At 59.9% G+C, this 24,737-nt stretch carries 28 protein-coding genes and 6 pseudogenes; 9 read left to right on the forward strand and 25 right to left on the reverse strand.

The window, feature by feature from the left end:
* Positions 1-8 precede the first annotated feature (8 nt).
* Together QNJ43_RS22230 and arsB are read left to right on the forward strand one after the other, a co-directional pair.
* Positions 9-1,007 (forward strand): extracellular solute-binding protein, encoded by a 999-nt coding sequence (locus tag QNJ43_RS22230; RefSeq protein WP_300473416.1) that lies wholly within the window; start codon positions 9-11, stop codon positions 1,005-1,007.
* A 403-nt stretch (positions 1,008-1,410) separates the two neighbouring features.
* Positions 1,411-2,444 (forward strand): annotated as a pseudogene (gene arsB / locus QNJ43_RS22235) (ACR3 family arsenite efflux transporter).
* 25 nt (positions 2,445-2,469) lie between these two features.
* Here the strand turns inward: arsB and QNJ43_RS22240 are convergent.
* The 25 genes and pseudogenes from QNJ43_RS22240 to QNJ43_RS22355 all read right to left on the reverse strand — a co-directional run bounded on the left by QNJ43_RS22240 (position 2,470) and on the right by QNJ43_RS22355 (position 17,532).
* Positions 2,470-2,940 (reverse strand): response regulator, encoded by a 471-nt coding sequence (locus tag QNJ43_RS22240; RefSeq protein ID WP_300473182.1) that lies wholly within the window; start codon positions 2,938-2,940, stop codon positions 2,470-2,472.
* Positions 2,918-3,556 carry an ATP-binding protein gene (locus QNJ43_RS22245; RefSeq protein ID WP_300473185.1) on the reverse strand — a complete coding sequence of 213 codons (639 nt, stop codon included), beginning with the start codon at positions 3,554-3,556 and terminating at the stop codon, positions 2,918-2,920. Before QNJ43_RS22245 ends, QNJ43_RS22240 begins: the two co-directional genes overlap by 23 nt.
* Positions 3,557-3,985 (reverse strand): hypothetical protein, encoded by a 429-nt coding sequence (locus QNJ43_RS22250; protein ID WP_300473189.1) that lies wholly within the window; start codon positions 3,983-3,985, stop codon positions 3,557-3,559. It abuts the gene before it with no gap.
* 39 nt (positions 3,986-4,024) lie between these two features.
* Positions 4,025-4,270, reverse strand: a complete 246-nt coding sequence (locus QNJ43_RS22255) for a hypothetical protein (RefSeq protein WP_300473190.1) — start codon at positions 4,268-4,270, stop codon at positions 4,025-4,027.
* A gap of 97 nt (positions 4,271-4,367) precedes the next feature.
* A complete protein-coding gene (locus QNJ43_RS22260; protein ID WP_300473192.1) occupies positions 4,368-4,883 on the reverse strand; it encodes a hypothetical protein in 516 nt (171 codons plus the stop codon).
* Positions 4,884-4,902: 19 nt separating this feature from the next.
* Positions 4,903-5,826 carry an ATP-binding protein gene (locus tag QNJ43_RS22265; protein WP_300473194.1) on the reverse strand — a complete coding sequence of 308 codons (924 nt, stop codon included), beginning with the start codon at positions 5,824-5,826 and terminating at the stop codon, positions 4,903-4,905.
* Positions 5,827-5,894: 68 nt separating this feature from the next.
* Positions 5,895-6,170: a SpoIIE family protein phosphatase gene (locus tag QNJ43_RS22270; RefSeq protein WP_346433099.1), complete on the reverse strand. Its 276-nt coding sequence runs from the start codon at positions 6,168-6,170 to the stop codon at positions 5,895-5,897.
* A 47-nt stretch (positions 6,171-6,217) separates the two neighbouring features.
* Positions 6,218-6,907 carry a response regulator gene (locus QNJ43_RS22275; protein WP_300473421.1) on the reverse strand — a complete coding sequence of 230 codons (690 nt, stop codon included), beginning with the start codon at positions 6,905-6,907 and terminating at the stop codon, positions 6,218-6,220.
* Positions 6,908-6,919: 12 nt separating this feature from the next.
* Complete coding sequence (locus QNJ43_RS22280) at positions 6,920-7,081, reverse strand: hypothetical protein (RefSeq protein ID WP_300473196.1); 162 nt, start codon at positions 7,079-7,081, stop codon at positions 6,920-6,922.
* On the reverse strand, positions 7,078-7,269 hold the full coding sequence (locus QNJ43_RS22285; RefSeq protein WP_300473197.1) for an STAS domain-containing protein: 192 nt from the start codon (positions 7,267-7,269) through the stop codon (positions 7,078-7,080). Before QNJ43_RS22285 ends, QNJ43_RS22280 begins: the two co-directional genes overlap by 4 nt.
* A gap of 24 nt (positions 7,270-7,293) precedes the next feature.
* Positions 7,294-8,289, reverse strand: a complete 996-nt coding sequence (locus QNJ43_RS22290) for a methyl-accepting chemotaxis protein (protein WP_300473198.1) — start codon at positions 8,287-8,289, stop codon at positions 7,294-7,296.
* A 215-nt stretch (positions 8,290-8,504) separates the two neighbouring features.
* Positions 8,505-9,563: pseudogene (locus QNJ43_RS22295) on the reverse strand (chemotaxis response regulator protein-glutamate methylesterase).
* Between the two features lie 8 nt (positions 9,564-9,571).
* Entirely contained in the window at positions 9,572-9,934 is a 363-nt protein-coding gene (locus QNJ43_RS22300) for a hypothetical protein (protein ID WP_300473200.1), read from the reverse strand.
* A 171-nt stretch (positions 9,935-10,105) separates the two neighbouring features.
* Positions 10,106-11,128 (reverse strand): PAS domain S-box protein, encoded by a 1,023-nt coding sequence (locus QNJ43_RS22305; RefSeq protein WP_300473204.1) that lies wholly within the window; start codon positions 11,126-11,128, stop codon positions 10,106-10,108.
* A 51-nt stretch (positions 11,129-11,179) separates the two neighbouring features.
* On the reverse strand, positions 11,180-11,449 hold the full coding sequence (locus QNJ43_RS22310; RefSeq protein WP_300473207.1) for a PAS domain-containing protein: 270 nt from the start codon (positions 11,447-11,449) through the stop codon (positions 11,180-11,182).
* Between the two features lie 187 nt (positions 11,450-11,636).
* A complete protein-coding gene (locus tag QNJ43_RS22315; protein ID WP_300473209.1) occupies positions 11,637-11,936 on the reverse strand; it encodes a chemotaxis protein CheW in 300 nt (99 codons plus the stop codon).
* A complete protein-coding gene (locus QNJ43_RS22320; RefSeq protein ID WP_300473211.1) occupies positions 11,894-12,127 on the reverse strand; it encodes a chemotaxis protein CheW in 234 nt (77 codons plus the stop codon). Before QNJ43_RS22320 ends, QNJ43_RS22315 begins: the two co-directional genes overlap by 43 nt.
* Positions 12,128-12,149: 22 nt before the next feature.
* Positions 12,150-12,914, reverse strand: a complete 765-nt coding sequence (locus tag QNJ43_RS22325; protein ID WP_300473214.1) for a chemotaxis protein CheW — start codon at positions 12,912-12,914, stop codon at positions 12,150-12,152.
* Positions 12,854-13,360, reverse strand: a complete 507-nt coding sequence (locus QNJ43_RS22330; RefSeq protein WP_300473215.1) for an ATP-binding protein — start codon at positions 13,358-13,360, stop codon at positions 12,854-12,856. Before QNJ43_RS22330 ends, QNJ43_RS22325 begins: the two co-directional genes overlap by 61 nt.
* Complete coding sequence (locus tag QNJ43_RS27645; RefSeq protein ID WP_346433104.1) at positions 13,361-13,429, reverse strand: hypothetical protein; 69 nt, start codon at positions 13,427-13,429, stop codon at positions 13,361-13,363.
* 689 nt (positions 13,430-14,118) lie between these two features.
* Positions 14,119-14,505 (reverse strand): annotated as a pseudogene (locus tag QNJ43_RS27650) (Hpt domain-containing protein); the annotation flags it as partial.
* Positions 14,456-14,638: pseudogene (locus tag QNJ43_RS27655) on the reverse strand (response regulator); the annotation flags it as partial. The pseudogenes QNJ43_RS27655 and QNJ43_RS27650, both read right to left, overlap by 50 nt.
* A 111-nt stretch (positions 14,639-14,749) precedes the next feature.
* Complete coding sequence (locus QNJ43_RS22345) at positions 14,750-15,028, reverse strand: STAS domain-containing protein (RefSeq protein WP_300473220.1); 279 nt, start codon at positions 15,026-15,028, stop codon at positions 14,750-14,752.
* A gap of 222 nt (positions 15,029-15,250) precedes the next feature.
* Positions 15,251-16,936 (reverse strand): histidine kinase dimerization/phospho-acceptor domain-containing protein, encoded by a 1,686-nt coding sequence (locus QNJ43_RS22350; protein WP_300473221.1) that lies wholly within the window; start codon positions 16,934-16,936, stop codon positions 15,251-15,253.
* Positions 16,930-17,532 carry a PAS-domain containing protein gene (locus QNJ43_RS22355; protein WP_300473223.1) on the reverse strand — a complete coding sequence of 201 codons (603 nt, stop codon included), beginning with the start codon at positions 17,530-17,532 and terminating at the stop codon, positions 16,930-16,932. Before QNJ43_RS22355 ends, QNJ43_RS22350 begins: the two co-directional genes overlap by 7 nt.
* A 965-nt stretch (positions 17,533-18,497) precedes the next feature.
* On the opposite strand from QNJ43_RS22355, the gene QNJ43_RS22360 reads away from it, so the two are divergent.
* The 7 genes and pseudogenes from QNJ43_RS22360 to QNJ43_RS22390 all read left to right on the forward strand — a co-directional run bounded on the left by QNJ43_RS22360 (position 18,498) and on the right by QNJ43_RS22390 (position 24,725).
* Complete coding sequence (locus tag QNJ43_RS22360; protein WP_300473225.1) at positions 18,498-19,526, forward strand: transporter substrate-binding protein; 1,029 nt, start codon at positions 18,498-18,500, stop codon at positions 19,524-19,526.
* A gap of 184 nt (positions 19,527-19,710) precedes the next feature.
* On the forward strand, positions 19,711-20,016 hold the full coding sequence (locus QNJ43_RS22365; RefSeq protein ID WP_300473228.1) for a hypothetical protein: 306 nt from the start codon (positions 19,711-19,713) through the stop codon (positions 20,014-20,016).
* Positions 20,013-20,192 (forward strand): hypothetical protein, encoded by a 180-nt coding sequence (locus QNJ43_RS22370; protein ID WP_300473231.1) that lies wholly within the window; start codon positions 20,013-20,015, stop codon positions 20,190-20,192. The genes QNJ43_RS22365 and QNJ43_RS22370 overlap by 4 nt, the downstream gene beginning before the upstream one ends.
* A gap of 155 nt (positions 20,193-20,347) precedes the next feature.
* Positions 20,348-21,220, forward strand: a complete 873-nt coding sequence (locus tag QNJ43_RS22375) for an ABC transporter permease (protein ID WP_300473423.1) — start codon at positions 20,348-20,350, stop codon at positions 21,218-21,220.
* A 3-nt stretch (positions 21,221-21,223) separates the two neighbouring features.
* On the forward strand, positions 21,224-22,144 hold the full coding sequence (locus tag QNJ43_RS22380) for an ABC transporter permease (RefSeq protein ID WP_300473234.1): 921 nt from the start codon (positions 21,224-21,226) through the stop codon (positions 22,142-22,144).
* 123 nt (positions 22,145-22,267) lie between these two features.
* Positions 22,268-23,783: pseudogene (locus tag QNJ43_RS22385) on the forward strand (ABC transporter substrate-binding protein).
* Positions 23,773-24,725 (forward strand): annotated as a pseudogene (locus QNJ43_RS22390) (acetamidase/formamidase family protein). Before QNJ43_RS22385 ends, QNJ43_RS22390 begins: the two co-directional pseudogenes overlap by 11 nt.
* Positions 24,726-24,737 lie beyond the last annotated feature (12 nt).

Here is a 24,737-nt window from a genome sequence, read left to right on the forward strand (position 1 = left end):
CCCAGAAGATCCTCGCCGACGAGTTCATGAAGTCCCATCCGGACATCACCATCAAGCTCGACGGCCCGGCCGATATCTATGCCGACGGCGTGCAGCGGCTGCTGTGCCAGAACGTGGCCAATGACACGCCGGACGTGGCCTATGTCGGCCTGAACCGTCTGCGCATTCTGGAAGAGCGCGGCATGACGCAGCCGCTCGACGCCTTCATCGGCGACAATGCGGAAGAGCAGGGCTACACGCACGCGCTGCTGTCGCTGGGCACCTACAAGGGCAAGCAGCACGCGCTGGCGACATCGGCCTCCACGCTCGTCATGTATGTGAACCCGGAGCTGGTGAAGAAGGCTGGCGGGTCCATGGACGATTTCCCGACGACGTTTGACGGCGTCATCGGCCTGGCCGCCAAGATCAGCAAGCTCGGCCCTAATATCGACGGCATCTGGATCGAGCCGCATGACTGGCGCTATCAGTCCCTGCTCGGTTCTTTCGGCGGTCGTCCGCTGAACGAGTATGAGAGCGACGTTACCCTCGACAGCGAGGCCGGTATCGCGGTGGCCGGTCTTTATGGTCGCTTCGCCAAGGAAGCGGGCATGAAGTCCTATTCGGCAAGCGATGCGCGTCAGGCCTTCCCGGCCGGCACGCTCGGCATCATGCTGGAAAGTTCCTCGCTGCAGACCAGTTTCGAGAAGGCGGTGGGCGATCGCTTCAAGGTGATCGTGAAGGGGGTTCCGATCGAGGCCAAGGACAAGAGCAAGGTTTATTTCCCGACCGGCGGTTCCGGCATCGCGATGCTCACAAAGGACGAGGAGCAGAAGGCGGCTTGGGAATATATCGCCTTCGTGACCGGTCCCGTCGGCCAGAAGATCATCGTGGAACACACCGGCTATGCCCCGGCCAACGCCAAGGTCGTGCGCGACAAGAGCTATCTTGGTTCGTTCTACGAGAAGAACCCGAATGCGCTGGTGGCTCATACGCAGATTGCCAACTTTGCGGGTCCCTGGTACGCCTAATCCCGGTGCGAATGGCGTTGCAGTGACCGACGAAATCGCCGCCGCTCTGGTTGAGGTGTGCGACGGCGCAGATGCGACCGCGACCATCAAGGATCTCGCGGAGAACGTGCGCGACGAACTCGGCATGAAGTAAGCCTGCACTCACTTGCAGATGGAAGAAGTGGCCCGGGGCGGTGAAACGCTCCGGGCTTTTTTTGTGTGCGGTGGGTCGTTGCGAATTGCACAAAACTCGCCCATGAAGGATCTAGCGGCTTGACTGTGCTCTATATTTCATTTCTCGAAGGTACGCGGGATCTGCAGGTGTGCAGTCCGGTTGCCGAGGTGCTGGCCGAGACTTGCCTCACGTGCACCCGTCCTAATGCGTGAGCCCTGATCCGACAGCAACAGCAAGGCAAACGAGACCATGACTACAGACGACGTCGTTCATGCGCCGCCGTCCGCAGGTGGGATTGGTTTTTCCGAGAAGTGGCTCTCGGTGTGGGTGGGCCTGTGCATCGTGGCGGGCATCGTGCTCGGCAATCTGCTGCCCGGTCTTTTCGGCATGCTCGCCGGTCTGGAATCCGCGTCGGTCAATATTCCGGTCGCGATCCTCATCCGGGCGATGGTCTATCCGATGATGATGGCCGTCGATTTCGGCAGTCTGCGTCATATCGGCGAACGTCCGAAGGGGCTGGTGCTGACGCTCGTGGTGAACTGGCTGATCAAGCCGTTCACGATGGTGGCGCTCGGCGTGTTGTTCTTCGATTCTGTCTTCGCGGATCTGATCGCCCCGGCGGATGCGCAGGAATACGTTGCCGGTCTCATCCTGCACGGCGATGGTCTTCGTCTGGTCTCAACTCACGAGGGGGGATGCGACCTATACGCTGGTGCAGGTCTCGGTCAACGATATGATCATGGTCTTCGCCTTTGCCTTTGCACCGATCGTGACTTTGCTGCTCTCGGTGGGGCTCTATGTGGTCATCCCCCTGGCGGCGGGGGCTGCGACACGGCAATGGCTTGCCGCTCATGCACGGCGCGGGGAAAGTGCGGAAGGGGCCGTCAGCCGGTTCAATGTGGCGATCAAGCCGTTCTCGATCCTGGGGCTACTGGCTGACCGTCGTTCTCCTGTTTGGCTTTCAGGGGCACGTGATCGTCGAGCATCCGATGCTGATCGTCCTGATCGCCGTTTCGTTGCTCATTCAGTCCTACGGTATTTTTGCCATGACCTATGCCGCGGCATGGGACTGGCGCGTGCCGTTCAATGTCGCGGCTCCTTGCGCGATGAATTCGGTACGTCGAACTTTTTCGAGCTGGCCGTGGCAGTTGCTATCGGGCTGTTCGGGCTGGGCTCGGGTGCGGCACTTGCCACCGTGGTGGGCGGTTCTCGTGGAAGTCCCCGTCATGCTGTCGCTCGTTGCTTTCGCCAACGCTACGTGTCAGCGGTTTTCCGAGGCGTGAGCGCAGTCGGCGCGCGCCGATCGTTTCATCCGCTTTGTCGTTGATCCGGATCCACCCGATCATCGGTCTGTGTCAGAGCAAAGCACCGAATGACGGCGGCCTGGCCACTCAACGGCATCGGCTTGATCTCCACCCCTTCCATGCCGGCCTCCAGACAGGCGGTGCGATCCTCATCCGAGACATTGGCGGTCATGGCGATGATAGGGATGCGGGCGGCCTCGGGATCGAGCAACTTGATTGCCGGTGTCGCCGAGATCCCGTCCATCTCCGGCATCTGCACATCCATCAAGACGAGGTCGAAGGCGCCTGAGTACATCGCGTCGAGCGCCTGAAGTCCGCTTAAGGCGATGTGCACCGTCTGGCCGAGTTTAGTCAGGAAGGCTTCGGCAATCTGCTGGTTGACGGGATTGTCCTCCACCAGAAGAACCGAAAGAGAGGGAAGCGGGCTCTGCTCGGTCTCGTCAGAGGAGTTGTCAGGTGCCGGGACCAGTGGCACGGCAGCGACGCGGACAGGGAACGAGAAGCGGAACACGCTCCCCTGTTCCGGAATGCTGTCGACCTCGATCGTTCCATCCAGACTTTCCATGAGCTGCTTGCAGATGGCGAGGCCGAGGCCCGTGCCGCCGGGTGATCGAGGCGTCGAGTTGATTGAAAGGGGTGAAAAGCTGCACACGCGCATCCTCGGGAATGCCGATACCCGTATCGGAGATCGCAACCGTGAGCCAACGGCCTTCCGCGCGCATTTCCTCGTGAACCTCTACGCCGGCCTTGCCGTTCGCAGTGAACTTGATGGTGTTACTCAAAAGGTTCAGCAACACCTGCTCGACCCGTTTCGGATCGCCAAGATAGGTGGTCGAGGCCGTGTTCGACAGATCTACGTTTAGTTGGTTGTCGCGCTCGGCCGCGCGCGCCTGCATCAATGCAACCGCCGCATCGACGACGTCGCGGATACGGAAGGGAACGGCCTCCGGCGTGGCGAGACCCTGTTCTAATTTCGCAAAATCCAGAATTTCGTTGAGCATCTCGAGAAGGATCTGTCCCGAGCGCGCGATGGTGCGTGCATTGTTCTGCTCCTTTTGCGGCAGACGACTTTGCGACAGCAGTTCGGCCATTCAGAGAATGGCGTTGAGCGGTGTGCGGATCTCGTGCCCGATCGTGGCCATGAAAACCGATTTGGCCCGATTGCCGGCTTCCGCCTGCTGATAGGCCTGGGTCATGTCCTGCGCGGCCTGGGAGAGTTTTACCCGACTGTCCCGTATCAGCCGCATCTGACGCATGAGGTTGAGAATGAGAAGCGTCGTGCAGATACCCAGCGCGAGAATGAGACCGAAGGCATCGGCCTGAACGGAGAATATGGCACTGCGGGAATCCGCCTGGTTCGTTGCGACGAGGGCGTTCGTATGCACCAGTAGTCTGTTCGTGAAGCTCTCTAGCCGTTGCAGCTTGTCCTTGGCCCTGGTCAGCGTGGGCATGCCGAAGGTTGCATGCTCGGAGATCTTGCTGAAGGTCGGTTCGATCTCCATGACGATCGTCGCGGCCATGGACATCAATCCACGGATTGACGGCGTCTTCGTGAAGCGTCAGCTGAGATTGGCTTCTTCAAGGTGGGGCAGGCGCGAATAGAGGATGTCATAGCGCAGGGAGGCTTCTTCCGGTGTCGGGGACTTAAGCGTCCGGGGATCGCCCAGCGCCTTGGCGGCGCGTGCAAGCTCCACCACGTGAGCCAGTTCGCGGGTTTCGCGATCGAATTGATGGATCACCCACATCGTGTCGTTGCGAATGCTGTTCTGGAGCTCCCTTTCGCGTGCAACGATGATCAGGAACATGGCAGCCGTTGCCAGTAGCAGGATCACGGAGAGAGCGAGGAGGTAGTCGCCCGCCCCGCCCGCTCGACGGCAATCTGGCTATCCTTGAGCTCGTTCTTCAACGCACGACCTCGATTTCCCGGATCTGCCAGACCGACCGTACGAAGTACTTTTCGTTGTAGAGGGAGGTGGTCTTGTCGAAGGTATAGATGAAGAAAACCGGGCCCTTGTCCCGTACGCCCATGTATTTCCCGTTTTTCTTGAGCGCTAGGACGGTATCGAAATCATATGCGTCGGAGAGCGGAACTTCAGCGCTGTAATCGTTCAAGGCGCTGATCACGAATTTGCTTCCTGAAGCGCCGACACTGTCGAACACGGCGCGCAGGAACGGTCCCTCGAATGTGACGAGACCCTGGGTCCAGGGCGTCTGTATGGTCGAGGTGTGTCCGGGAAGCGCTTTCAGCATGGCCAGATCGAAGCGGGCGGTGTTCTCATGGTTGGTGCGGGTGATGTTGCCGCGCACAACGAGCAGCGTCTTGCCCGTCGGCGTTGCCAGTTCCTCGGCGTGCAGGCGCTCGACGGCAAGCGGTGCGCTTAGTATCAGCGACAGGAGAACTGCGACGAGAGACTTCATTTTCAACTCCATGATTGCTTCACCCCCGATTGCCGGTTCCCGTTGACGATGCGTCTTGAAGATCGGCTTCCGGGCCCTCGCAGAAGAACACCGTGGCCTCGACCGTATTGCCCGAGCCGATGTAAGAGAGCCGGTCGAAGCACATTCCGCAGACCAGTCGGATGCCTCGCTCGTTGGGGCGTTCCGGTTGCAGTTCGCCCTCAAGGAATTTGTGAAAATCGAAGCCGAGTCCGTCGTCGCGGACCTGCAGATGAATGCTGTCGTGACCTGCGGAAATGGTCATGCGTGCGACCCGGTCGCGGTAGCGTTTGAGCTGAAGTCTGCGGGTGACTTCCTGATGGAAACGGCCGGTTTCGAGAAGTCGGTTCTTTTCCTCGAAGATGATGCCCAGGTTGCCGTGTTCGACCGCATTGGACAGCAGTTCCCAGATGCCGATGCGGACCTTCTCCGGTTCGGGCGTGTTTTCGGTCAGGAGGATCGACAGCTTCTCCGCCTCTTCCAGAGTCTGGAACTCGAAGACGCCGGACATAAGCATTCCGAACTCGGATCGTTTCGTGCGCGGAGAGGTGAGAGTGGGAGAGGGGCGGTAGGCATTGGCGCGCAGCACGTCACGGAGAGGGGTTGCATCCTGCAGTGTCTCCTTGATCAGGGTGCCCCCGGCCGCGCGTACCTCCTCGTGCATGGTCGCGTCGGCCTTCTTCAGCAGGACGACCGTATGCCTGAACGGGCAGATTGCTGCGGGAGGGGACTGGCGCAGAAGCTCCTTTATCTGCGCGGCCGACAATGGATCTTCGATCAGCGCGACCTCGATATTGTCGCAACAGGCGCAGGCGATCTGCTGCAGGTCGTAAGGCGCCTTGATGAACCGGAAGCGGGTACCCTGTGTCTGCAGCACCGCGGCTGCTGATAGGATCCGTGTGGGATCATCTGAGAGGATTGCCACGAGGCCGCCCTTGTCGGGAGGGGCGGACGGGCAGGAGCTTGAGCATTGTGCGAGGGTAGCTGTTCGTTTCACCGGACCGCCCTCTCCGATTTCAGGACTACGATTGTCAGATCGTCTTCAGGCTTATCCATGCCCGTTTTGCGCAGATGCTCGAGGACTAGCTTCTGCTGGTTGTCGGGCGTTGCTCCGGGCGGTATGCGTTGGAGGAATTCGCAAAGCGACTGCGCCGTGAAGACCGCATTCGGAGGCTCCGGCGTTTCGATTAGCGCATCGCTGTAGAGAAACAGGGTGCTGCCGGGTGGGAAGGCGCAAGTCGCGTTCTCGTAGGTGGCTCCCTTGAGCAAGTCGATCGGATAGCCGGCGCTGCACAGGGGCTGGAAAATCCCTTCGGTCAGGGGGAGTACAGGATGGGAGCGGGCGCGCTGACGGAAGCGTATTCGATCGTGTCGTGGGCGAAATCGATGAAGGCGCAGAATATGGTCGCGAACTGGCCGACCGGAAGCAGGTCGTGGAAAAAGCTGTTGAGCCGAGTGAGCCATTCGGCCGGGGATGTCGCCTTGACGGCGCCGCCGACGATGAAGGAGTGCAGGCGAAACGTGTTCAGCGCGGCGCCAACGCCGTGGCCGGAGAAATCGGCACTGAACACGAGCAGGCGGTCATCATCGATCGGAGTGAGCCCCCACAGGTTTCTGCCCAGCCCGATGGAGGCTTCGTAGTGGCTGGCGAGCGTCAGGCCGTAGCGTTTGCTGATTTCGGCAAGGGCATTGCTTTCGGGCAGGATGGATTCCTGCATCGTGCGGGCAAGGGCCAGTTCGGCCTCCATGCGGCGCTGAAAATCCGAAAGGCGCGCGATCAGGCGCCGCTTTTCCAGATGCGTACGCACGCGACCCAGCAATTCCTGAGGATCGATCGGCTTGGAGATCAGATCGGCAGCGTCCGTGCTGAAGACGGCGGAGCGCTCCTCAGACTTGTTGAGGGCAGTCTGAACGAGGATCGGTATGCTCGCCGTTTCAGGAGAAGAATGCAGGCGGTAGCATAGTTCAAAGCCGTCCATATTGGGCATCATCAGGTCGGTGATGATGAGATCCGGCTTCTACGTGCGGGCGATGGCAATGCCTTCGCTCCCGTCGCAGGCCTCGCGCAGGTTGGTGTAGCCGTAGTTGTGCAGATAGCCGGCGATCACCGCGCGGACCGTCAGGGGGTCGTCGACGTTCAGGAGCTTGTCGAACTTGCCGAGTTCGATCAGCGCCTTCACGTGGCCCTGGGGGGGGCAGGGTCAGCGACCAGCCGTTCTTTTTTCCCATTTCTAAAGGCGACTATGAACATGCCGAGACCGGAGGAGTCGATCGACTGCAACTTCGACAGGTCAATGATGCAGGAATCCACCTTTGAAGCCGTGATCTGGTTGAGGAGATTGCGAAACTCGGCGTGGTCGGAGAACACCAGGCGTTCATGACATGGGTTCCTTCAGAATAGCTCGATTGTGTCGTCGACTTCGGACGAACCGGCGGAGTTGCCGCCAGTCTCTTGCAAAGTTTCATCTGTGTCGGCGGTGAGCCGGAGGTGTTTCAGGAAGCGGGCCTGCAGATCGTCGAGCGAGAACTCGCTGGCGATGGCGCGAGCCCATTCGCCGTCCACATCCTCGCTCGTGTCGACGCCGGGCGCCTCGCGTTTCGTGGTGCTTTCCAGATCCGCGTTTCCGGCGGCAAGTGCCTGCAACCCGATGCCGATATTGTGCTGGGTCTGCGTGGTGCGGTCCTGGAACTGCATGCTGACGACGGCGGCGGAAATATCGTTGATGATCTCCTGGGAGGCGGATGCGGTTTCCTCCAGGAATTGAGACAGCCGGGTTTTCTGGCCGACGATGCAGTCCATGATTGTGGTGAAGCGGGTGTTGGTCTCGACATTCTGCTCAGACATGTCGAGGCTCGCGATGTCCTGCACGAGGGCATATGTCTTGTGCAGATTTTCCGAGATCGATCCGAGCTGTTCCTTCAACGTGCCCGCCATGCCGCCGACCCGTTTGGCGAGGTCCCGGACCTTATGGGCCACCACCGCGAATCCCTGTCCGGCTTCGCCCGCGCGCGCCGCCTCGATCTTTGCGTTCAGGGCGAGGAGGTTCGTCTGGTAATGATCTTGTCGATCTGCTGGACGCTCTTGTCGACATCTGCCAGTTCGACCATCACGTCGTCGAGCGTCTAGACCATCGACACGCTGCGCGAGGATAGGTGGATGATCCGCTCCATCAGGTCGGAGAGCGTCGTGCCCAGTCCTTCGGCGAAATCCGCCAGCGGAATGACCTTGTTCGACCGTCACGGCGGTCGTCAGTTCGGCAATCTCGCGCACGGAACGCGATTGTGCCTGCATCTTGCCGGCGATGTTCTGGAAGCGGCCGGTCAGATCGGAGACGCTTTCCTCCACATCGGTCGAGGTACGCCCGAGTTCGGCGACGAGCTCCTCCAATGCCTGACGTTGCGTGTGTGAAAGGCTCAGCCATTTATCCAGAAGGTCAACTGCCGGCTCTGTGTCCAGACCTTGCCGCATCGCTCGTAAAATTCACCGAATACTTTAATAATTTGATCTAAATTCTTGAATATATATATATTTTTACAATTTTTTAAATGAATTTAATTGAATGAAATATGATAATTTATACGTGTTTGTGCTTGTGTAATTATTTATATACGTGTCGCTCGTGACGACGTTGCACTGCATGCATCCAGAATATTCTGGGCAATGTGATCCAGAGGAAGTTGTATTTCTACGGCTCCGCATTCCATCGCCGCGCGTGGCATGCCGTAAACGATGCAGCTTGCGGCGTCCTGGCCGAAGGTGGTGACCCGGCCTTGCACATTTCCAGAAGCCCCTGCGCCCCGTCCTTGTCCATTCCCGTGAGGATCACGCCGAGCGCGTTGTCGCCTGCCGCAGTCGCCACGGAAGAAAACAGCACGTCGACCGAGGGGCAATGACCGGATACGCGATTATCGCCTCCCATCTTGCACACGTAGTTGGCGCCGCTCCGGGCCAGGCGCAGGTGGCAGTCTCTGGGGGCGATATAGGCATGTCCGGGCAGGACGCGCGTGCCGTCCCAGGCTTCCTCCACTGCGATGTTGCACAAACCGTCGAGGCGTTTGGCGAAGGTCGAGGTTAAGTGGACCGGCATGTGCTGGGTGATTAAGAATGGCCGGACTATTGGCGGGAAGGGCGGCAAGAACGGTCCTAAGGGCCTCGACACCGCCGGTGGAGGCGCCGATGGCGACGATCTTTTCCTTGGAGGAGTAGCCGCTGGCGCGCGGTTGGACCGAGGCCCGGACCGCTTCGCGCCGCAGGTTGGCCGAGGCCGCCGCCTTGACCTCTGCCCGGATCTCATCCTGCTTTTCGGCAAGCCCCACCTGCAGGTCGACCGTCGGTTTGGCGACGAAGTCGATCGCGCCCATTTCGAGCGCCTGCAAGATCGTATTCGCACCGGCCTGCGTCAGCGACGACACCATGACCACCGGCATCGGACGCAATGTCATGATCTTGTGCAGGAATTCCAACCCGTCCATGCGCGGCATTTCGATGTCGAGTGTGATGATATCGGGCAAGAGGTGTTTGATCTTGTCGCGCGCGACATAGGGATCGGAGGCACTGCCGACGACCTCGATATCCGCATCGCCGGACAGCATCTGGGTCAGCATCTGACGGATCAGTGCGGAATTGTCGACGATCAGTACGTGGATCGGTTTTTGCGGCATCGTTATCCTCAATCGAAAAGATCGACGTCGCCTTCGATCGGCTGCTGTCGCAGGGACTGAATGTAGTCCTGCTCGGAGCGGATCAGGTCGAGATCCGTGGTGGATTTCAACAACAGGCGTTTGACCGCGCCAGTGGTTGGGAAATAGTGGATCCGCCGACCGCGGGGACCGCCGAGATCCTGCATCTTGAGGGGGAGCCCTTCGGTCTTCGGGTAATTCAGGGCGAATTCCAGGTTCTGCATGCCGACCATGCTTGGGCCGTTGTAGAGGTTGGCGCCGCCGAAAAGCTTGATTTCGAGATCGGAGCGCGCACATCCGCTCTTCAGCACGTTGTTGATCAGGGCTTCCATGGCGAAATTGCCGTAGCGCATGGCGGGGTTGACGTCGCTTCAGTTGCCGGTTCCGCCTTTGCGGCAACATGAATTGGTTCATTCCGCCGTAGCCGGTGCGCGGGTTTTGGCCTGCTGGGCGTTGTCCACATTCTGTTTCGTGGTGGCGGCGATCTCCTCCATGGAGGCGGCCGTCTCCTCCAGGTTGGAAGCTTACTGCTCGGTGCGCTGCGAGAGATCGTTGGTGCCGGTGGTGATCTCCTCCGCACCTTCATTGACCGAGCGCGAAGAGGAGATGATGAACCCGACAAGGTTCGACATGGTGTCGAGCAGGCCGTTGATGCCTTCGCACATGTCGGCGACGTCGCCCGTCATGCCTTCCAGCGGAATGCGCTTGCGCAGGTCGTTCGACTTGGCTGCGGTGACGGCCGTTTGGCAATTGGAGACGGCGTTTTCCAGCATCTGCGACAGCCGTACCTCCTCGGTGACGTCGGTCGCGAACTTGACGACCTTGTAGGGGCGTCCGTCGGCGTCGAGGATCGGGTTGTAGCTGGCCTGAATCCAGATTTCCTCGCCGGTCTTGGTGATGCGCTTGTAACGGCCGCTGTCATAGATGTCGTGACCGAGCTTCTCCCAGAACTGACGGTACTTCGACGACTGCCGGTAGGAGGGTTCCACGAACACCGAATGGTGCTTGCCCTTCAGTTCTTCCATGCTGTAGCCGAGGGTGGCGAGGAAGTTCTGGTTGGCGGTGATGATCGTTCCGTCGAGAGAAAACTCGATGACCACCTGGGCCTTGTTGATCGCTTCCAACTGGCCGCGATAGTTGGCGTTCTGGTTGGTCTGTTCGGTGATGTCGGAGGCGTATTTCACCACCTTGAACACCTTGCCGTCACCATCGAGGATCGGGTTGTAGCTGGCTTCCAGCCAGATCTCGTGTCCATCCTTGGCGACGCGCTTGTACTGCCCCCGGTCGAGTTCGCCGCGGCGCAGTTTTTCCCAAAAGAGACGGTATTCGGTCGAGTCTCGCTCGTTCTTGTGCATGAAGATGGAGTGGTGCTTGCCCTTGATCTCATCGAAGCGGTAGGCGATCGTGTTTTCGAAATTCTCTTTTGCCTGCAGGATCGTTCCGTCGGGTGCGGGTTCGATCACCGCCAGAGCCTTGTTGATGGCTTCGATCTGACCGCGGAAATTGGCGTTTAGCTCTTTGAGTTCGGAGATGTCTGCCCATTCCAAGGCGTTGCCGACATAGGTTCCTTCCTTGTCGAAAATGCCCGTGATGTTGAGCTAGGTGATGAGCGGACCAACCTTGATCTCCGCCCTGTGCGGAAGGTTGGCAGGATCGGTGAGCAGGCGGCGCTGATGGCTCGGGTTCTTGTGGAACACGTCAATGTTTATGCCGAGGATCTTGCTGGGATCGAAGTCGCGCACGAGTTCGCGGAAATGCGCCGCGTGCTCGTTCAGCAAGTTCATCGTGCTTTCGTTGATATAGGTGATCGTGAAATCCCGATCGATCATCATGACCGTCGTCGACACGTTGTCGATCGCCTGACGCATGTTGCGATCGATTCCCTGTTCCTGGGGGGCCGCACCGCCGGCGGAGTTGAATCAGGACATCTTGTGTTTCCTTTCGACCTTTCGGATTGGGCTGGCGAGGGACTATCCGTTACGCACCCGGCGAGAGTTCAAGTTGGGGGATGCCTGGGCCGCTCTTCCTCGTTGCGGCGGCGTCCGGTCATTCCTGTCAAGCGGCGATCTCTCCATTCACCGTCGTCTGTTCGCGTCCGAAGAGCTTTTCGAGCGATAGAATGATGACCATCCCGTTCTGGGTGGTGACGATGCCGGACAGATAGGCGGTCGATGCCGCATGCTCTGTTTCGGGAACCGGCCTGATTTCGTCGGAGTCGATGGTCAGGATGTCGGAAACCGCATCGACGAGCAGGCCGATGGTCCGGTCCATCACGCTGGCGATGATGACCACGTGAAAGGCCGAAGCCTCGGTCATGCCCATGCCGAAGCGGCAGCGCAGATCGAAGATCGGCACGATGTGCCGCGCAGGTTCATGACGCCGCGATTGTACTGGGGCTGATTGGGCAGGGTCGCCGTTTCCGTCCAGCCCTTGATCTCGCGCACCGAAATGATGTCGATCGTGAATTCTTCCCTGTCGACGCGGAAACTGATGAACTGACGCGTTTCGCGCACGGACTGGTCCGGCTTGGCGGTCGTTTCCGCCACGGGGGCATGTCTTCGATGTTGCTCATGACAATCCTTCGTCTTGCTCAAGCCAGAGCGGCAAGGGGGCTCCCGTTTCGGGTGACGAAGCCGGTGCGATCTCGGTGTCGGTGGAAATCTGGGACGGACGGGCGACATGTCCTGACGCGTGATCAGGCATGCGGCGCAACTGCTCGACATCCAGGATCAGGGACACGCGGCCGTCACCCAGAATGGTGGCGCCGGATATGCCGGGAATTGGCTCGAAATTGTCGTGCAGGCTCTTGATCACCACCTGCTGTTGGCCGATCAGCTCATCGACCACGATGACGATCTTGCTGTTGTTGGCGCTCTCCACCAGGACCACGAGGCCGTCCCATGCGACGGGAATGGCCTCGCGCACGCCGAAGATGCGGCTGAGGTGAATGAGGCGGATGTATTCGCCGCGGATGAACACAACTTCGCCGCCGCCGGTCAGGGCACGGACATGTGCGCGATCCGGCTTGAAGCTTTCCACGATGCTCGTCAGCGGGAGGATGTATTTCTCACGTCCGACGGCCACCAGCATCCCGTCAAGCACCGCCAGGGTGAGCGGGATGCTCAGGGTGAAACGGGTGCCCTTGCCCGCTTTCGGGCGCATGGTGATGCGGCCGCCGAGATTGACGATGTTCCGGCGCACGACATCCATGCCGACGCCGCGCCCCGACACGTCGGATACGGCGGCTGCGGTTGAGAAGCCTGGTGCGAAGATCAGATCGTCGATCTCGTCGTCGCAAAGCTTGGCATCGGGGGCGATGAGATCTTTCTCCACCGCCTTGGCGACAGCTTTTCGCGACTGATACCGGCGCCGTCATCGGTCAGTTCGATGAGAATGTTACCGCTGGCATGGCTGGCGGTCAGGCGAACAGTGCCCTGTTCCGACTTGCCGTTCGTGGCGCGGACATCGGGAGCCTCGATGCCGTGATCAACGGCGTTGCGGATCATGTGAGTCAGCGGATCCGCGAGTTCCTCGATGACCGTCTTGTCGATTTCGGTCCGTTCTCCGGCAGTCATGAGCCGAACCTTCTTGCCGAGCTTGGCGGAGATGTCGCGCACCATGCGCGGCATGCGCGCGAAGACGGATTTGACCGGCTGCATGCGGATCGCCATCACGCATTCCTGCAATTCACGCGTCAGCGTGGCGATCTCGTCGAACCCTTGCGTGGCGGCGAGCGGCGGTGTCTCCATCTCGTCCGCGTTGGACTGCTGGACGAGCATCTATTGTGCGATGATGAGCTCGCCGACCACGTTGACCAGCCGGTCGACGCGGGCGAGATCGACGCGAATGGAGGTAACACCCGAGCCTTTCTGATTGGCCGCGGCCTAGCCTGCCTCGGACGCCGCTGCGGCGAGCGTCGGGGCCTGTACGGCAGGCGCGGTTCTCGGGCGCAGGCGTCGTTCCCGCATCCTCGGGCGCGGTTTCTGCGGTTTCGTCTTTGCCTGCGTTCGTCGCGACTGTCTCTGCCGGGGATGCCATCCGTGCGATGACCAGGTCGCAATCCTCGTCGACGAATTCGAAGATCTCCTGCAAATCGGCAACCGAGTGCTCGGTTTCGATCTCGATATCCCAGGCGAGATAGGCGTCTTCGGGTTCGATCGCGTTCAGATGCGGCAAGCGGGCTTGTGTCGCAGGACAGCGTGAAGGTGCCGAGCCGCATGAGTTCACGGATGAGCAGAAGCGGCTCATTGGCGTGGCGGAACAGTTCCAGAAAGGGAGCAAAGCGAATTGAATAGCGGGTGGAGGTCGGCGTTTCCGGCGCGGTTGCCGCTGCCGTGGAGGCAGAACTGTCGGAAGGTGTGTCCGACTGCTTTGACAGCCCCGCCTGCTTGAGAAGAGCATTCAGATCCGCCGCTTCCGCTTCGCCGAAATCGGGGGCAAGCTCGCGTCCCTCCTGTGCCGCTTTCACCCGCGTCGCCAGCGCGTCGGTGGCGCGCACGAGAACCGATGTCACGGCCTCGCTCTGTTGGACCTGGCCGTCGCGCAGGGCATCGAGCAGGGCCTCATAGGTATGGGAGAACGTGACGAGTCGGGTGAAGCTGAACGCACCCGCACCCGCCTTGATCGAATGGACGGCGCGGAAGATCGCGTTCAATTGCTCCGTGTCCGCCGCATGCTCCTGCAAGTCGGCTAGGTGTTCGTCGAGCGCGGACAGCAATTCCGCGCATTCCTCGAAGAAGGTCTGGCGGAATTGTGCGAAGTCGTCGGTGTCAGGGCGATCGGAACTCAACGGCTCGGTCCTCCAGTCGTCAGCTCGACGGGCAAACCTTGTTGACGACCTGGAGCAGCTTGTCGGGCGCGAAGGGCTTGACGATCTAGCCGGTAGCTCCCGCCGCGCGTCCTTCCGCCTTCTTCTGGTCTCCACCTTTCGTCGTCAGAATGAGGATGGGAATGGTGCGATGGTGTGTTCCTGCCACCAACGTGACGCCGTCCATGTTGGGCATGTTGATGTCGGTGATGATCAGGTCGACTTGTGTCCCGTCCAGAAGGGTAAGCGCCTTGGCGCCGTCTTAGGCCTCCACCACATCAAAGCTTGCCACGTTGAGCTTGAAGCGGACCATGTCGCGCATTATCTTGGAATCATCGACGGTCAGAACCCACTTGCCCATTTAATCCGTGCTCCGGCATTGCAGTTCTTCGATAAGCCCCAGATCCGTGCACGCGGTCAGAAGCGCCGGTGAGGGGGAGGCGATGGTGAAGGTGCGACCCTCGGCATTCAGGGTGCGGCCGGCGGCCAGAAGAACCTGAAGGCAGGCCGTTCCGACGCGATCGACTTGCCCGGCATTGACGCAAACGTTGCGCTCGGCGCTGTCCTCCACCGTCAACGCGACCTTCAGCGCCGTTGCTGCCTCGATGTCCAGATGTTCGGGTAGATCTATGGTTAGCATCTATTCTTCGTGCAGGGCCGTTGTTGGGATTCCATTCGGATTCAGTACTAGTAGTCACTTGTAGTTATAAGTCGATATTTTCAAGTTATACTTGTACATCAAATCGCTTAAATAATGATTAATGCGAATTATTTAATATTATATTGAATAATATATACGAAAATACGCTAAGTTAGTTTTGCATATGGGCAGGGAACGGTGTCATGCAGACATCATTCTTTGCTAGTCGGCGGCGCGTTGGAGGCTGCCGTCGTCGAGCAACCCGAGGACCTGGCGGAGGGAGGTCAGTAGGAGCATGGCGCGCTCCGGTCTTGTCTCGTCGCCTGCATCTTCAACCGAGCGAGCCAGAACGGTGACGTCGTCGAGACCGAACTGGGCAAACAGGCCCGCGCAACGATGGGCCGCAGTGCCTATGGCCGGGAGATCGTTCTCCTCAAGCGCTGTTTCGAGGGCGTCGATATAGTCGCTCGTATTGCCGTGCAGCTTGTCCAGAAGGTCGTCGAATGTCTCCGTGCCCACGGCGTCCTTGAGTTCGCGCAAGGCGGAGGCGTTGATGTGCGGGACGGCGTCCGGCTTCGGCTCGTCTGTTGCCATGGGATCTGCGTGAGGTGTTGTTTCTTCCGTGCTCGCAAGCGGGAGGTGACCGTCGCTGCGAGGAGAACCGGTCGTGATCGCGTTGATGGCCATCTCCAGATCGTCTTGTCGAAGCGGTTTGACCAGATAGTCATCGAAGCCGGCGCGCGCGGCACGATCGCGGCTATCGGCGTGAACCTGTGTAGAAAGGGCAAATATGGGAACGGCGTTCATCGGCTCGGGCAGGCAACGCACGCTCATGGCGGTTGCGAAGTCGTCGAGGCACGGCATCTGGATATCCAGGATCACCAGGTCGAAAGGTTCGTCCCTGATGGCCTTGAGCGCCTCCTGACCATCGGCGACGGCCTTCACCGTATGGCCGCTGCGCTCAAACATCTTGGTGACGATCGTCCTGCTGGCGGGGGTGTCCTCGGCGACCAGGATACGCAAAGCGGATTGCGAGCTATCGGCAATGTGATCCGGGGGGAGTTCTACAGTCGCAGGTTGCAGCGCGTCCTGCTCGGCCTCGACCATGGAAATGTCGAGACGGAAGGTTGTGGCATAGCCCCGACGCTCGCACAGGTTGATCGTTCCTTCCATGAGATACGCAAGCCGTTTGCAGATCGCTAGTCCCATGCCGGAACCGGCAGCCTCCTTGCCGTTGCGCGTGCTGCCCTGCTCGAACGTATTGAATAGCCGGGGAACGTCGGCAGGCGGTATGCCTATGCCTGTATCGCGGATTTCGAAGAAGATGATGTCGTCCCCATCATTCTTGCCGCGTCCGGCGACAAATTCCACGCATCTGGCTTCGGCGAACAGGTTGAAGACGATCTGGTGCAATCGGTCGCGGTCGACGTGAATGATCAGCGGCAGGTTGCGCGCAAAGTCGTGGCGCAAGTCGATCGGTTTCTCTGCGATCAAAACCCGTGCGACATTCAACAGACGCTCCAACATCGCCTGAAGGTTGAAGTCGCTCGGGCGCAGTTCCATCCGGCCGCTCTCCAGCCGGGAGATGTCCAGAATGTCGTTGACCAGTCCCAGCAGATGCTGGGCGGCCTTATCGATGCCGTTGGAGAAGAGGTGCTGTTCGGCGTCCAGATTCGTATCGCGCAAAAGCTGACAGGACCCCATGACCGCGTTCATCGGAGTGCGGATCTCGTGGCTGATCATGGCCAGAAATTCCGATTTCGCGCGGTTGGCGCTCTGGGCGGCGCTTGCCAGTTCCTCCAGGCGAAGGGCCTGCTCTTCGAGTGCCGCGGCTTGCTGCTCAAGGCGCGCATAGGCATCGGACAGGGCATTCTCGCGGGTCTTGGCGTCTGTGATGTCGGTCAGCACGTTGACGATCCTGCCGTGCGCGTGATCCGATTGGAGATGCGGATCCAGCGTCCGTCGGCAAGGCTCTCTTCGACCGCGGCAAAGGACCAGCTGCGGCGGTGCGTTGCCCGGTGTTCGATGAAGGCCTCCAGGTCATCGATCGGCCCGTAGATTCCGGCCTGTGCTGCGGCGCGGATGAGGTCGCGAAAGGTTGCGCCGGGCCGGATCTGGTCCGCAACTTCGGGATAAAGCGCGCGAAAGGGTGCGTTGCACAGGACGAGGCGGTCCTGATCGTCGAAAATCGAAAAACCCTCTTGCGTGCTTTCGATCGCATCGAGCAGGGTTGTGCGCGCGTCCTGCGCCTCTTCGGCCAGCCGATCGATATCCGATGATTGTTGTTCGAGCCGCTCGCGAATGGTGTGCAGTTCATCCGTGCGGGGCTGGGGGCGGCATCGTCCGAAGATGAAGCCGAAACACAGGCCGCTCAGGCCGATCGCCCCGCCCAGCACGATCACGGTGAAGGCGTCGTCACTGGAGAGGTGGGAAATGGAACGGCCGAGCTCGAACGCCGCCAGCCCGGTTGCGCTTGCGCACGTAATAAGGGTCAGATGTATCATAAGGGTCAGATGTATCGCTCGACCGCCGCGTCGTCGGGAGCGGTCGGTGAACACATTCTTGAAAGGGCGCATGAGCAGGATTTGAAGTTTCTATGTGTATCCCTGCGCTATTATTCTAAATATCAATCGTAAATGTAGAATTATTATATTTATTTATTGTCTTTTTATTTCTAATGGTTCGTATATATATTTACAAAATGGATAGTAATGCGAAATTTAAGCATGAATTTCCGATCGCGCCTGAAATCGTGATGGGGCAGGAGCTTGGTCCGTCCGGGAGGGTCAAGTGCCTTGCATCAGGGCTCGTTCGGCTGGTTTGGCTTCGGTGAAGAGCGTTTGAGCGAGGGAAACCGGGGGAATGAGAGGTCTTTTCGTCCATTTGTGACGAGTTGGTTCGAGTTTTGCGCTTTTCTCGAAATAAGATCAACGAATTCAATGTTTTATATGATCAGTTGAAATCGGGAGCGCTTTATCTACGGAAAAAAGACGTCGCGAAATCAGGAGGTTGTGAAAATTGCTTTGAAATTGATCTGGCAGGATCAAATATTAGGCAAGTGCCCTGCGCATTCATGCGGCTGACCCCATCATCGGACAGTCGGGTCGAAAGGCTCCAGTTTCGTTTGAGTTTCCATTGTGATTTTTGACTAATCTTTGACTCTCCGTATTTTTTCCATTTCCTGGTTGGAGAGTTTCTGTTCGACGGAGGATTGTCCTTGTCCGGCTGTGCTGGCTTTCGCATGGGGAGCGTGGTCGTGTCTGAGAATTGGGCACGCCGGTTTTCTGGGCTTGGAGCCGATTGACAAGTTAACGATCCTTCGTAATGCTTGATCCAACATAGCGGCCCATGGCTCGCCGCACGGCATTTGCGCTCCGGTTTCTCGCTAATCCCGCGTGGATTGCGTTTTCTGGGTTTTTTGTGCTTGGCGCGGGGCAGGGCAGGAGAAAATCAACACGACGGGAACGCGATGATGCGAGGCGCGGAAATACCTCTGGGAGTGCTGTTTTCCGGTATCGGGGCCTATGCGCCGATCGGGCGGGCAGCGGTTGAGGGCGCGCTGATCGCGATCGAGGAGGTCAACGCCAGCGACCTGTTCGATTTCCGCTTTCGGGCCGTCGTGGCGGATCCTGCGGGCAAGGCCGATCAGTATGCGGTTCTTGCCCGGCAGATGATGGCCGAGGGCGGGTGCCGCCACATTATCGGATGTCAGACGCCATCAAGTCGGAAGGAAGTCCTGCCGGTTCTGGAGCGCCATCAGGGCTTGCTCTGGTATGCGACGCCTTATGAGGGCTTCGAAAGCCACGAGCGGGTGATCTACACGGGCGCCTGCCCGAACCAGAACATCGTGCGGCTGTTTGCGGCCATTCTGCCGGGGTTCGGCAAACGCGCGTTTCTCGCCGGATCCAACTACATCTGGGGCTGGGAGATGAACCGCATCGCCCGCGAAATTCTCGTCGCCCGGGAAGGCAGCGTGCTGGGCGAGCGCTACGTTGCGGTCGGCAATGTCGAGATCGAGCATCTGGTTGCCGAGATCGCCCAACTCCGCCCGGATTTTGTTTTCAACAACCTGATCGGCGATTCAAGCTATGCCTTCCTGCGGGCGCTGCATGAGCTTGCGGCGGTTGATCCGACGTTCCGTCCAGAAGTGATGCCCGTTCTGAGCTGCAATCTGACGGAAGCAGAGTTGTCGAGCATCGGCACGGCTGCGGCCGGGGTCATCTCTCCACGACGAGCTATTTCGAGACGGTGGATAGTGCGCAGAACCGCGAGTTCGTTGCGCGGATGCGAGCGCGGCGCGCCGGAATCGGACGGCTTGGCGCTGGCGTTTCGGCCATGTTCGCGGGGCCCTATCAGGCCGTCTGAGCGCTGGCGCAGGCGATCAAGGCGGGCGGATCCGTCGAGGTGGAAGCGGTGCGCGATCTTCTGCCCGATCTGGAACTCTCCACCCCTGTCGCGCCGCCCACCATCGATCGATCGACCCAGCACGCGACGTTGACGCCGTATATCGGCGGCGTCGAGGAGGTGGCCGGAGACGGGCGGGTCGGTGGCGGGTTCCGCATTCTCACGCTCGCCGCGTAGCCCGTCGCGCCCGATCCCTATCTGGTCAATCTGAATGCCAGTCGTGACGATCTGCCGGGGTCGGGTAACGATCGAGAGGCGACTTTTCTGAGGGTTGTCAAATGAGATTGAAAGCCTTCAAGACACCGAATTTTCGTGGCTGGAAGGCGGTTATCCTGCACCGTCCGCACGGCGATGTGGATCACCTGACCTGCCAGTTGGAACGCCTCGGCATGGAGGTCGCCCATGCGTGGCCGAACCTGGCTCCCGAGCACAAGGCGGCCGATCTGATCCTGTTCGATGCAAATATGGGGCATGAGGAACAATTCCCCTGGCCGCAGAGCGATCTGCCCATGCCGATGGTGGCGCTGATCGGGCGCCGAGCCGGGTGGGATGGGCTATCCAGTGCGGGGCTGGGGCCCACATGAGCAAGCCGATCGGTTCCACCGGTATCTACGGTGCGCTCGTGGTCGCCGTCCGTTCCTTCCAGACCCGGCGGGAGGCTTTGGTCCGGATCGCCGATCTGGAAAGCCGCCTGGCACGACGGCCGAACGTGGTCGAGGCCGTTCTGTTTCTCATGGACGTGCACAAGTGCGATGCGTAGACGGCTTACGGCCATCTGAGGTCGTTGGTCATGACGGGGCGGGTGTCGATCGAGGATGCCGTCGACGATCTGGCAAAGCGCAATTCAGGTGACTTTCCTCGATATAAGTTGGCCCGGTACAAGCAGGAAGGGGCGAACTCGTGAGCGAGGTCTCCATTCCTCAGGAAAGCACCGGCGCGCCGGCCAGAGAGCATACGCTCGTGAAGCGTCTGCTCCGGCGCAAGCTGGCGGCGTTTGCGCTTTTCCTCATCTTCGTGATTGTCGGCGCAGTGACCTTCGCGTCCGTCGTCGCCCCCTTCGATCCCGACGAACAGTTCTTTGACGGCCTGACCCTGCAGGGCGCTCCGTTGCCGCCGGGCGAACGGTTCTGGCTCGGCACCGATCTGCTCGGCCGGTATCTGTTGTCCCGCCTGATCTACGGTGCGCGCACCTCGCTCATCATCGGCATCGTTGCCAGCGGGATTGCGGTGGCGGTCGGCGCGCTGGTCGGCATTCTTGCGGACTTTTTCCGGGGTTGGGTCGAAACGGTGCTGATGCGCTTCACCGATCTGATGATGGCTTTCCCTGCGCTGCTGCTCGCCATAACGCTGGCGGCACTGTTCCGTCCCTCGCTGTGGATCGTGGCGATGGTGAACTGGGTGCAGATGGCGCGCGTGGTCTATACGGAAACCCGTTCATTGTCGGAACGCGAATTCATCGTCGCGGAACGGGCCATGGGGGTGGGGATCTTCCAGGTCTTGTTCCGCCACATTCTGCCACACCTGCTCTCTTCCATCGTGGTCTTCGGCACGCTCGGGATTTCCACGACGGTGCTTTTGGAGGCGACGCTCAGCTATCTGGGCGTCGGCGTTCAGCCGCCCACGCCTTCGTGGGGCAATATCATCTACGAGAACCAAACCTACTTCACGTCTGCGCTATGGCTGGTTTTCTTTCCCGGTATCGCGATCATCGCGCTGGCCCTCGGCTTCAACATGCTGGGCTATGCCCTGCGCGAAGTGCTCGATCCCACCCAGAAGGGGAAGCAGTGAGCCATGGGCGCCTATGTCCTTCGCCGCATCCTGCAGTCGCTCCTGATCCTGCTGGGCGTCTCGTTCCTGACCTTCGTGCTGCTCTACCTGATTCCGGTCGATCCGGCCCGCCAGATCGCTGGGCGCAGTGCGAGTACCGAAACGGTCGAAAACATCCGCGAGCAACTGGGGCTGAACCTTCCCTTCTATAAGCAATATTTCCGCTATCTAGTCAGTTTGCTGCACGGGGATTTCGGCCGCTCCTATCTCCAGAAGACGGAAGTCGCGACGCTCATTGCCTCGCGGTTTCCGGTCTCGCTGTTGCTGATGGTCGGCGCGATCTTCTGCGAGCTTCTGATTGGGCTCAGCACCGGGCTGATCGCCGCCTTGCGGCGCAACACGCCGACCGATATCGGCCTGATGGTTCTCTCCTTCGTCGGCGTGTCCTCGCCGCAATTAGTGATCGGCATCCTGCTTCTCTATGTCTTTGCGGTTCAGCTCGGCTGGTTTCCGATCGGCGGGTACGGAACATTCCGGCACATGGTGCTACCCTCGCTGACCCTCGGGTTTCTGCAGGCTGGCTGGTACTCGCGCATGATGCGCTCCTCGATGATCGACGTGTTCAGGCAGGATTTCGTACGTACCGCGCGCGCCAAGGGGCTGACGCGTGCGCAAGTGCTGTTCGGCCACGCCCTTCCCAACGCGATCCTGCCGATCATCGCGATGGTCGGCATCGATATCGGCCTGTTCATGAGCGGCATTGTGGTGGTGGAAAGCGTGTTCGGCTGGCCCGGCATCGGTCAGCTTGCCTGGCAGACCATCCGGCGTGTCGACATCCCCATCATCATAGGCGTGACGCTTGTATCTGCGTTCGCGATCGTGCTCGGCAACTTCCTCGCCGATCTGATCGCGCCACTGATTGATCCTCGGATCAAGCTGCGCTGAGGCGCAAACACCCCTCTCGGCGGGAGTCTTCGCCAGAGCGGTCCGGAACAAAACATCTGCACCGAAGACATATGGAATGAAGAAAAAATCCTGGCAGGAGCCGTTGCTCTTCTTGCCTCAGCCATGGCCCTGCCGGCCACGGCGGACGAGATCAAGCAGGTACGACTGGCAGAACAGGTCCATGATCAAGAGTCTCTTCGACCGGTTGATGGATTACAAGCCGGGCACCACTGATCTGGTCAAGGATCTGGCCGAGGACTATTCGATCTCCGAGGACGGCAAGGTCTTTACCTTCAAGCTGCGCAAGGGCGTCAAGTTCGCCAACGGCCGGGAGATGACCGCGGAGGACGTGAAGTACTCGCTCGATCGCGTCACCGATCCCAAGACGCAGAGCCTCGGCGCCGGTTTCTTCTGTTCCATCAAAGGCTAAGATGCCGTTTCCTCCGGTGAGGCGGACGGTCTGTCGGGTGTCACGGTCGTCGATCCCTACACGGTGCGGATCGAACTTTCGCGCCCCGATGCCACGTTCCTGCATGTCATGGCGCTGAATTTCTCCTCTGTCGTGCCGCATGAGGCAGTCGAGAAGTGGGGTGAGGATTTCGGCAAGCATCCCGTGGGCACGGGCCCCTTTGCACTCGCCGACTGGATGCTCGGTCAGCAACTCGTGTTCGAGCGCAACAAGGACTACTGGAAGACCGGTATCCCGAAGCTCGACAAGATCACCTTCGAGATCGGTCAGGAGCCGATCGTCGCCCTGTTGCGGTTGCAGCGCGGCGAGGTCGATATTCCCGGCGACGGCATTCCGCCCGCCAAGTTTCTCGAGGTCATCAAGGATCCGAAATACAAGGACATGATCATCGAGGGCGGACAGCTCCACACCGGCTACATCACGCTGAATGTCAAGATGAAGTCGTTCGACAAGCTGGAAGTGCGTCAGGCGGTGAACATGGCGATCAACAAGGATCGCATCCTGCGCATCATCGACGGCCGCGCGGTTGCCGCCAATCAGCCGCTGCCGCTCTTCATGCCGGGCTATGACAAGGACTACAAGGGCTATCCCTTCGATCCCGAGGGCGCCAAGGGACTTCTGGCCAAGGCAGGCTATCTGGACGGGTTCTAGATCGAGCTCTACGTCTACAACACCGATCCGAACCCGCGCATCGCACAGGCGATTCAGGCGGATCTCGCGGCCATCGGCATCAAGGTCGACATCAAGGCGCTGGCTCAGGTCAACGTGATCGCGGCCGGCGGCGAGCGCGATCAGGCACCGATGATCTGGTCCGGCGGCATGGCCTGGATCGCCGACTTCCCCGATCCCTCCAACTTCTACGGTCCGATCCTCGGCTGCTCCGGTGCGGTCAAGGGCGGCTGGAACTGGGCCTGGTACTGCAACAAGGACCTCGATGCGATGGCGGAGAAGGCCGACAGCATGACCGACCCGGCCGACAAGGAGAAGCGGGTGGAGCTGTGGCGCGAGATCTTCATCGACGTGATGAAGGACGCTTCGTGGGTTCCGATCTTCAACGAGCAGCGTTTCACCATGCGGTCCGAACGCCTGGGTGGCCCCGATGCCATCTTCGTCGATCCGGTCCACATTCCCGTCAACTACAACTACGTTTGGGCGAAAAATGTGCAGTAAATGCAAGGCGGCGGGATACACGATCCACGCCGCGCATACTCATCTCGGCTGGGACAATTCGCTTGCCCCGGTTGAGACTGTCGCGCCCGGCTCCGTATTGGAGTTCGAGTGCCTCGACAGCTCCTCGGGTCAGTTACCCGGGAGAGCACGGTTGAGGATGTCGCCAAGCTGGATTTCGGCAAGATCAATCCGGTGACCGGTCCCGTCTATATCGACGGGGCCGAGCCCGGCGACACGCTCGTGGTCAGGATCCACGAGTTCAAACCCTGCGGTTTCGGCTGGACGGCTAATATTCCGGGTTTCGGACTGCTGGCCGACCAGTTCAAGGATCCCGCGCTTCATATCTGGACCTACGACAATACCAACCCGGTCGTGTCGGCCTATGCGCCGTTCGGCAAGGTCCCGCTGAAGCCCTTCCCCGGCACCATCGGTGTCGCCCCGGCGGCGCCCGGCTCGCACTCCATCGTGCCGCCGCGTCGGGTCGGCGGTAACCTCGATATCCGCGATCTGAATGCCGGCAGCACGCTCTACCTGCCGGTGGAAGTGGCGGGTGCTCTGTTCTCCATGGGCGATACGCACGCTGCCCAGGTGGATGGCGAGGTCTGCGGCACGGCGATCGAGAGCCAGATGAACGTCGTCGTGGAGTTCGATCTCCTCAAGGGTGACAACCTCCAGATGCCGCGTTTCGAGACGGCCGGTCCGGTGACCCGTCATCTCGATACGATGGGCTATGAGGTGACCACCGGCGTGGGGCCGGGTCTCTTCAAGGGAGCGCAGGATGCGCTGTGCGGCATGATCGATCTCCTGTGCGCGCGTCACAACTACTCGCCGGTGGAGGCCTACATGCTCTGCTCGGCCTGCGGTGACCTGTGCATCTCGGAGATCGTCGATGCGCCCAACTGGGTGGTGTCCTTCTATTTTCCGAAGGTGGTGCTCAGCTGACGTCGCGCGGCC

The sequence above is a fragment of the Breoghania sp. genome (assembly GCF_030066895.1).
Lineage (GTDB): Bacteria > Pseudomonadota > Alphaproteobacteria > Rhizobiales > Stappiaceae > Breoghania.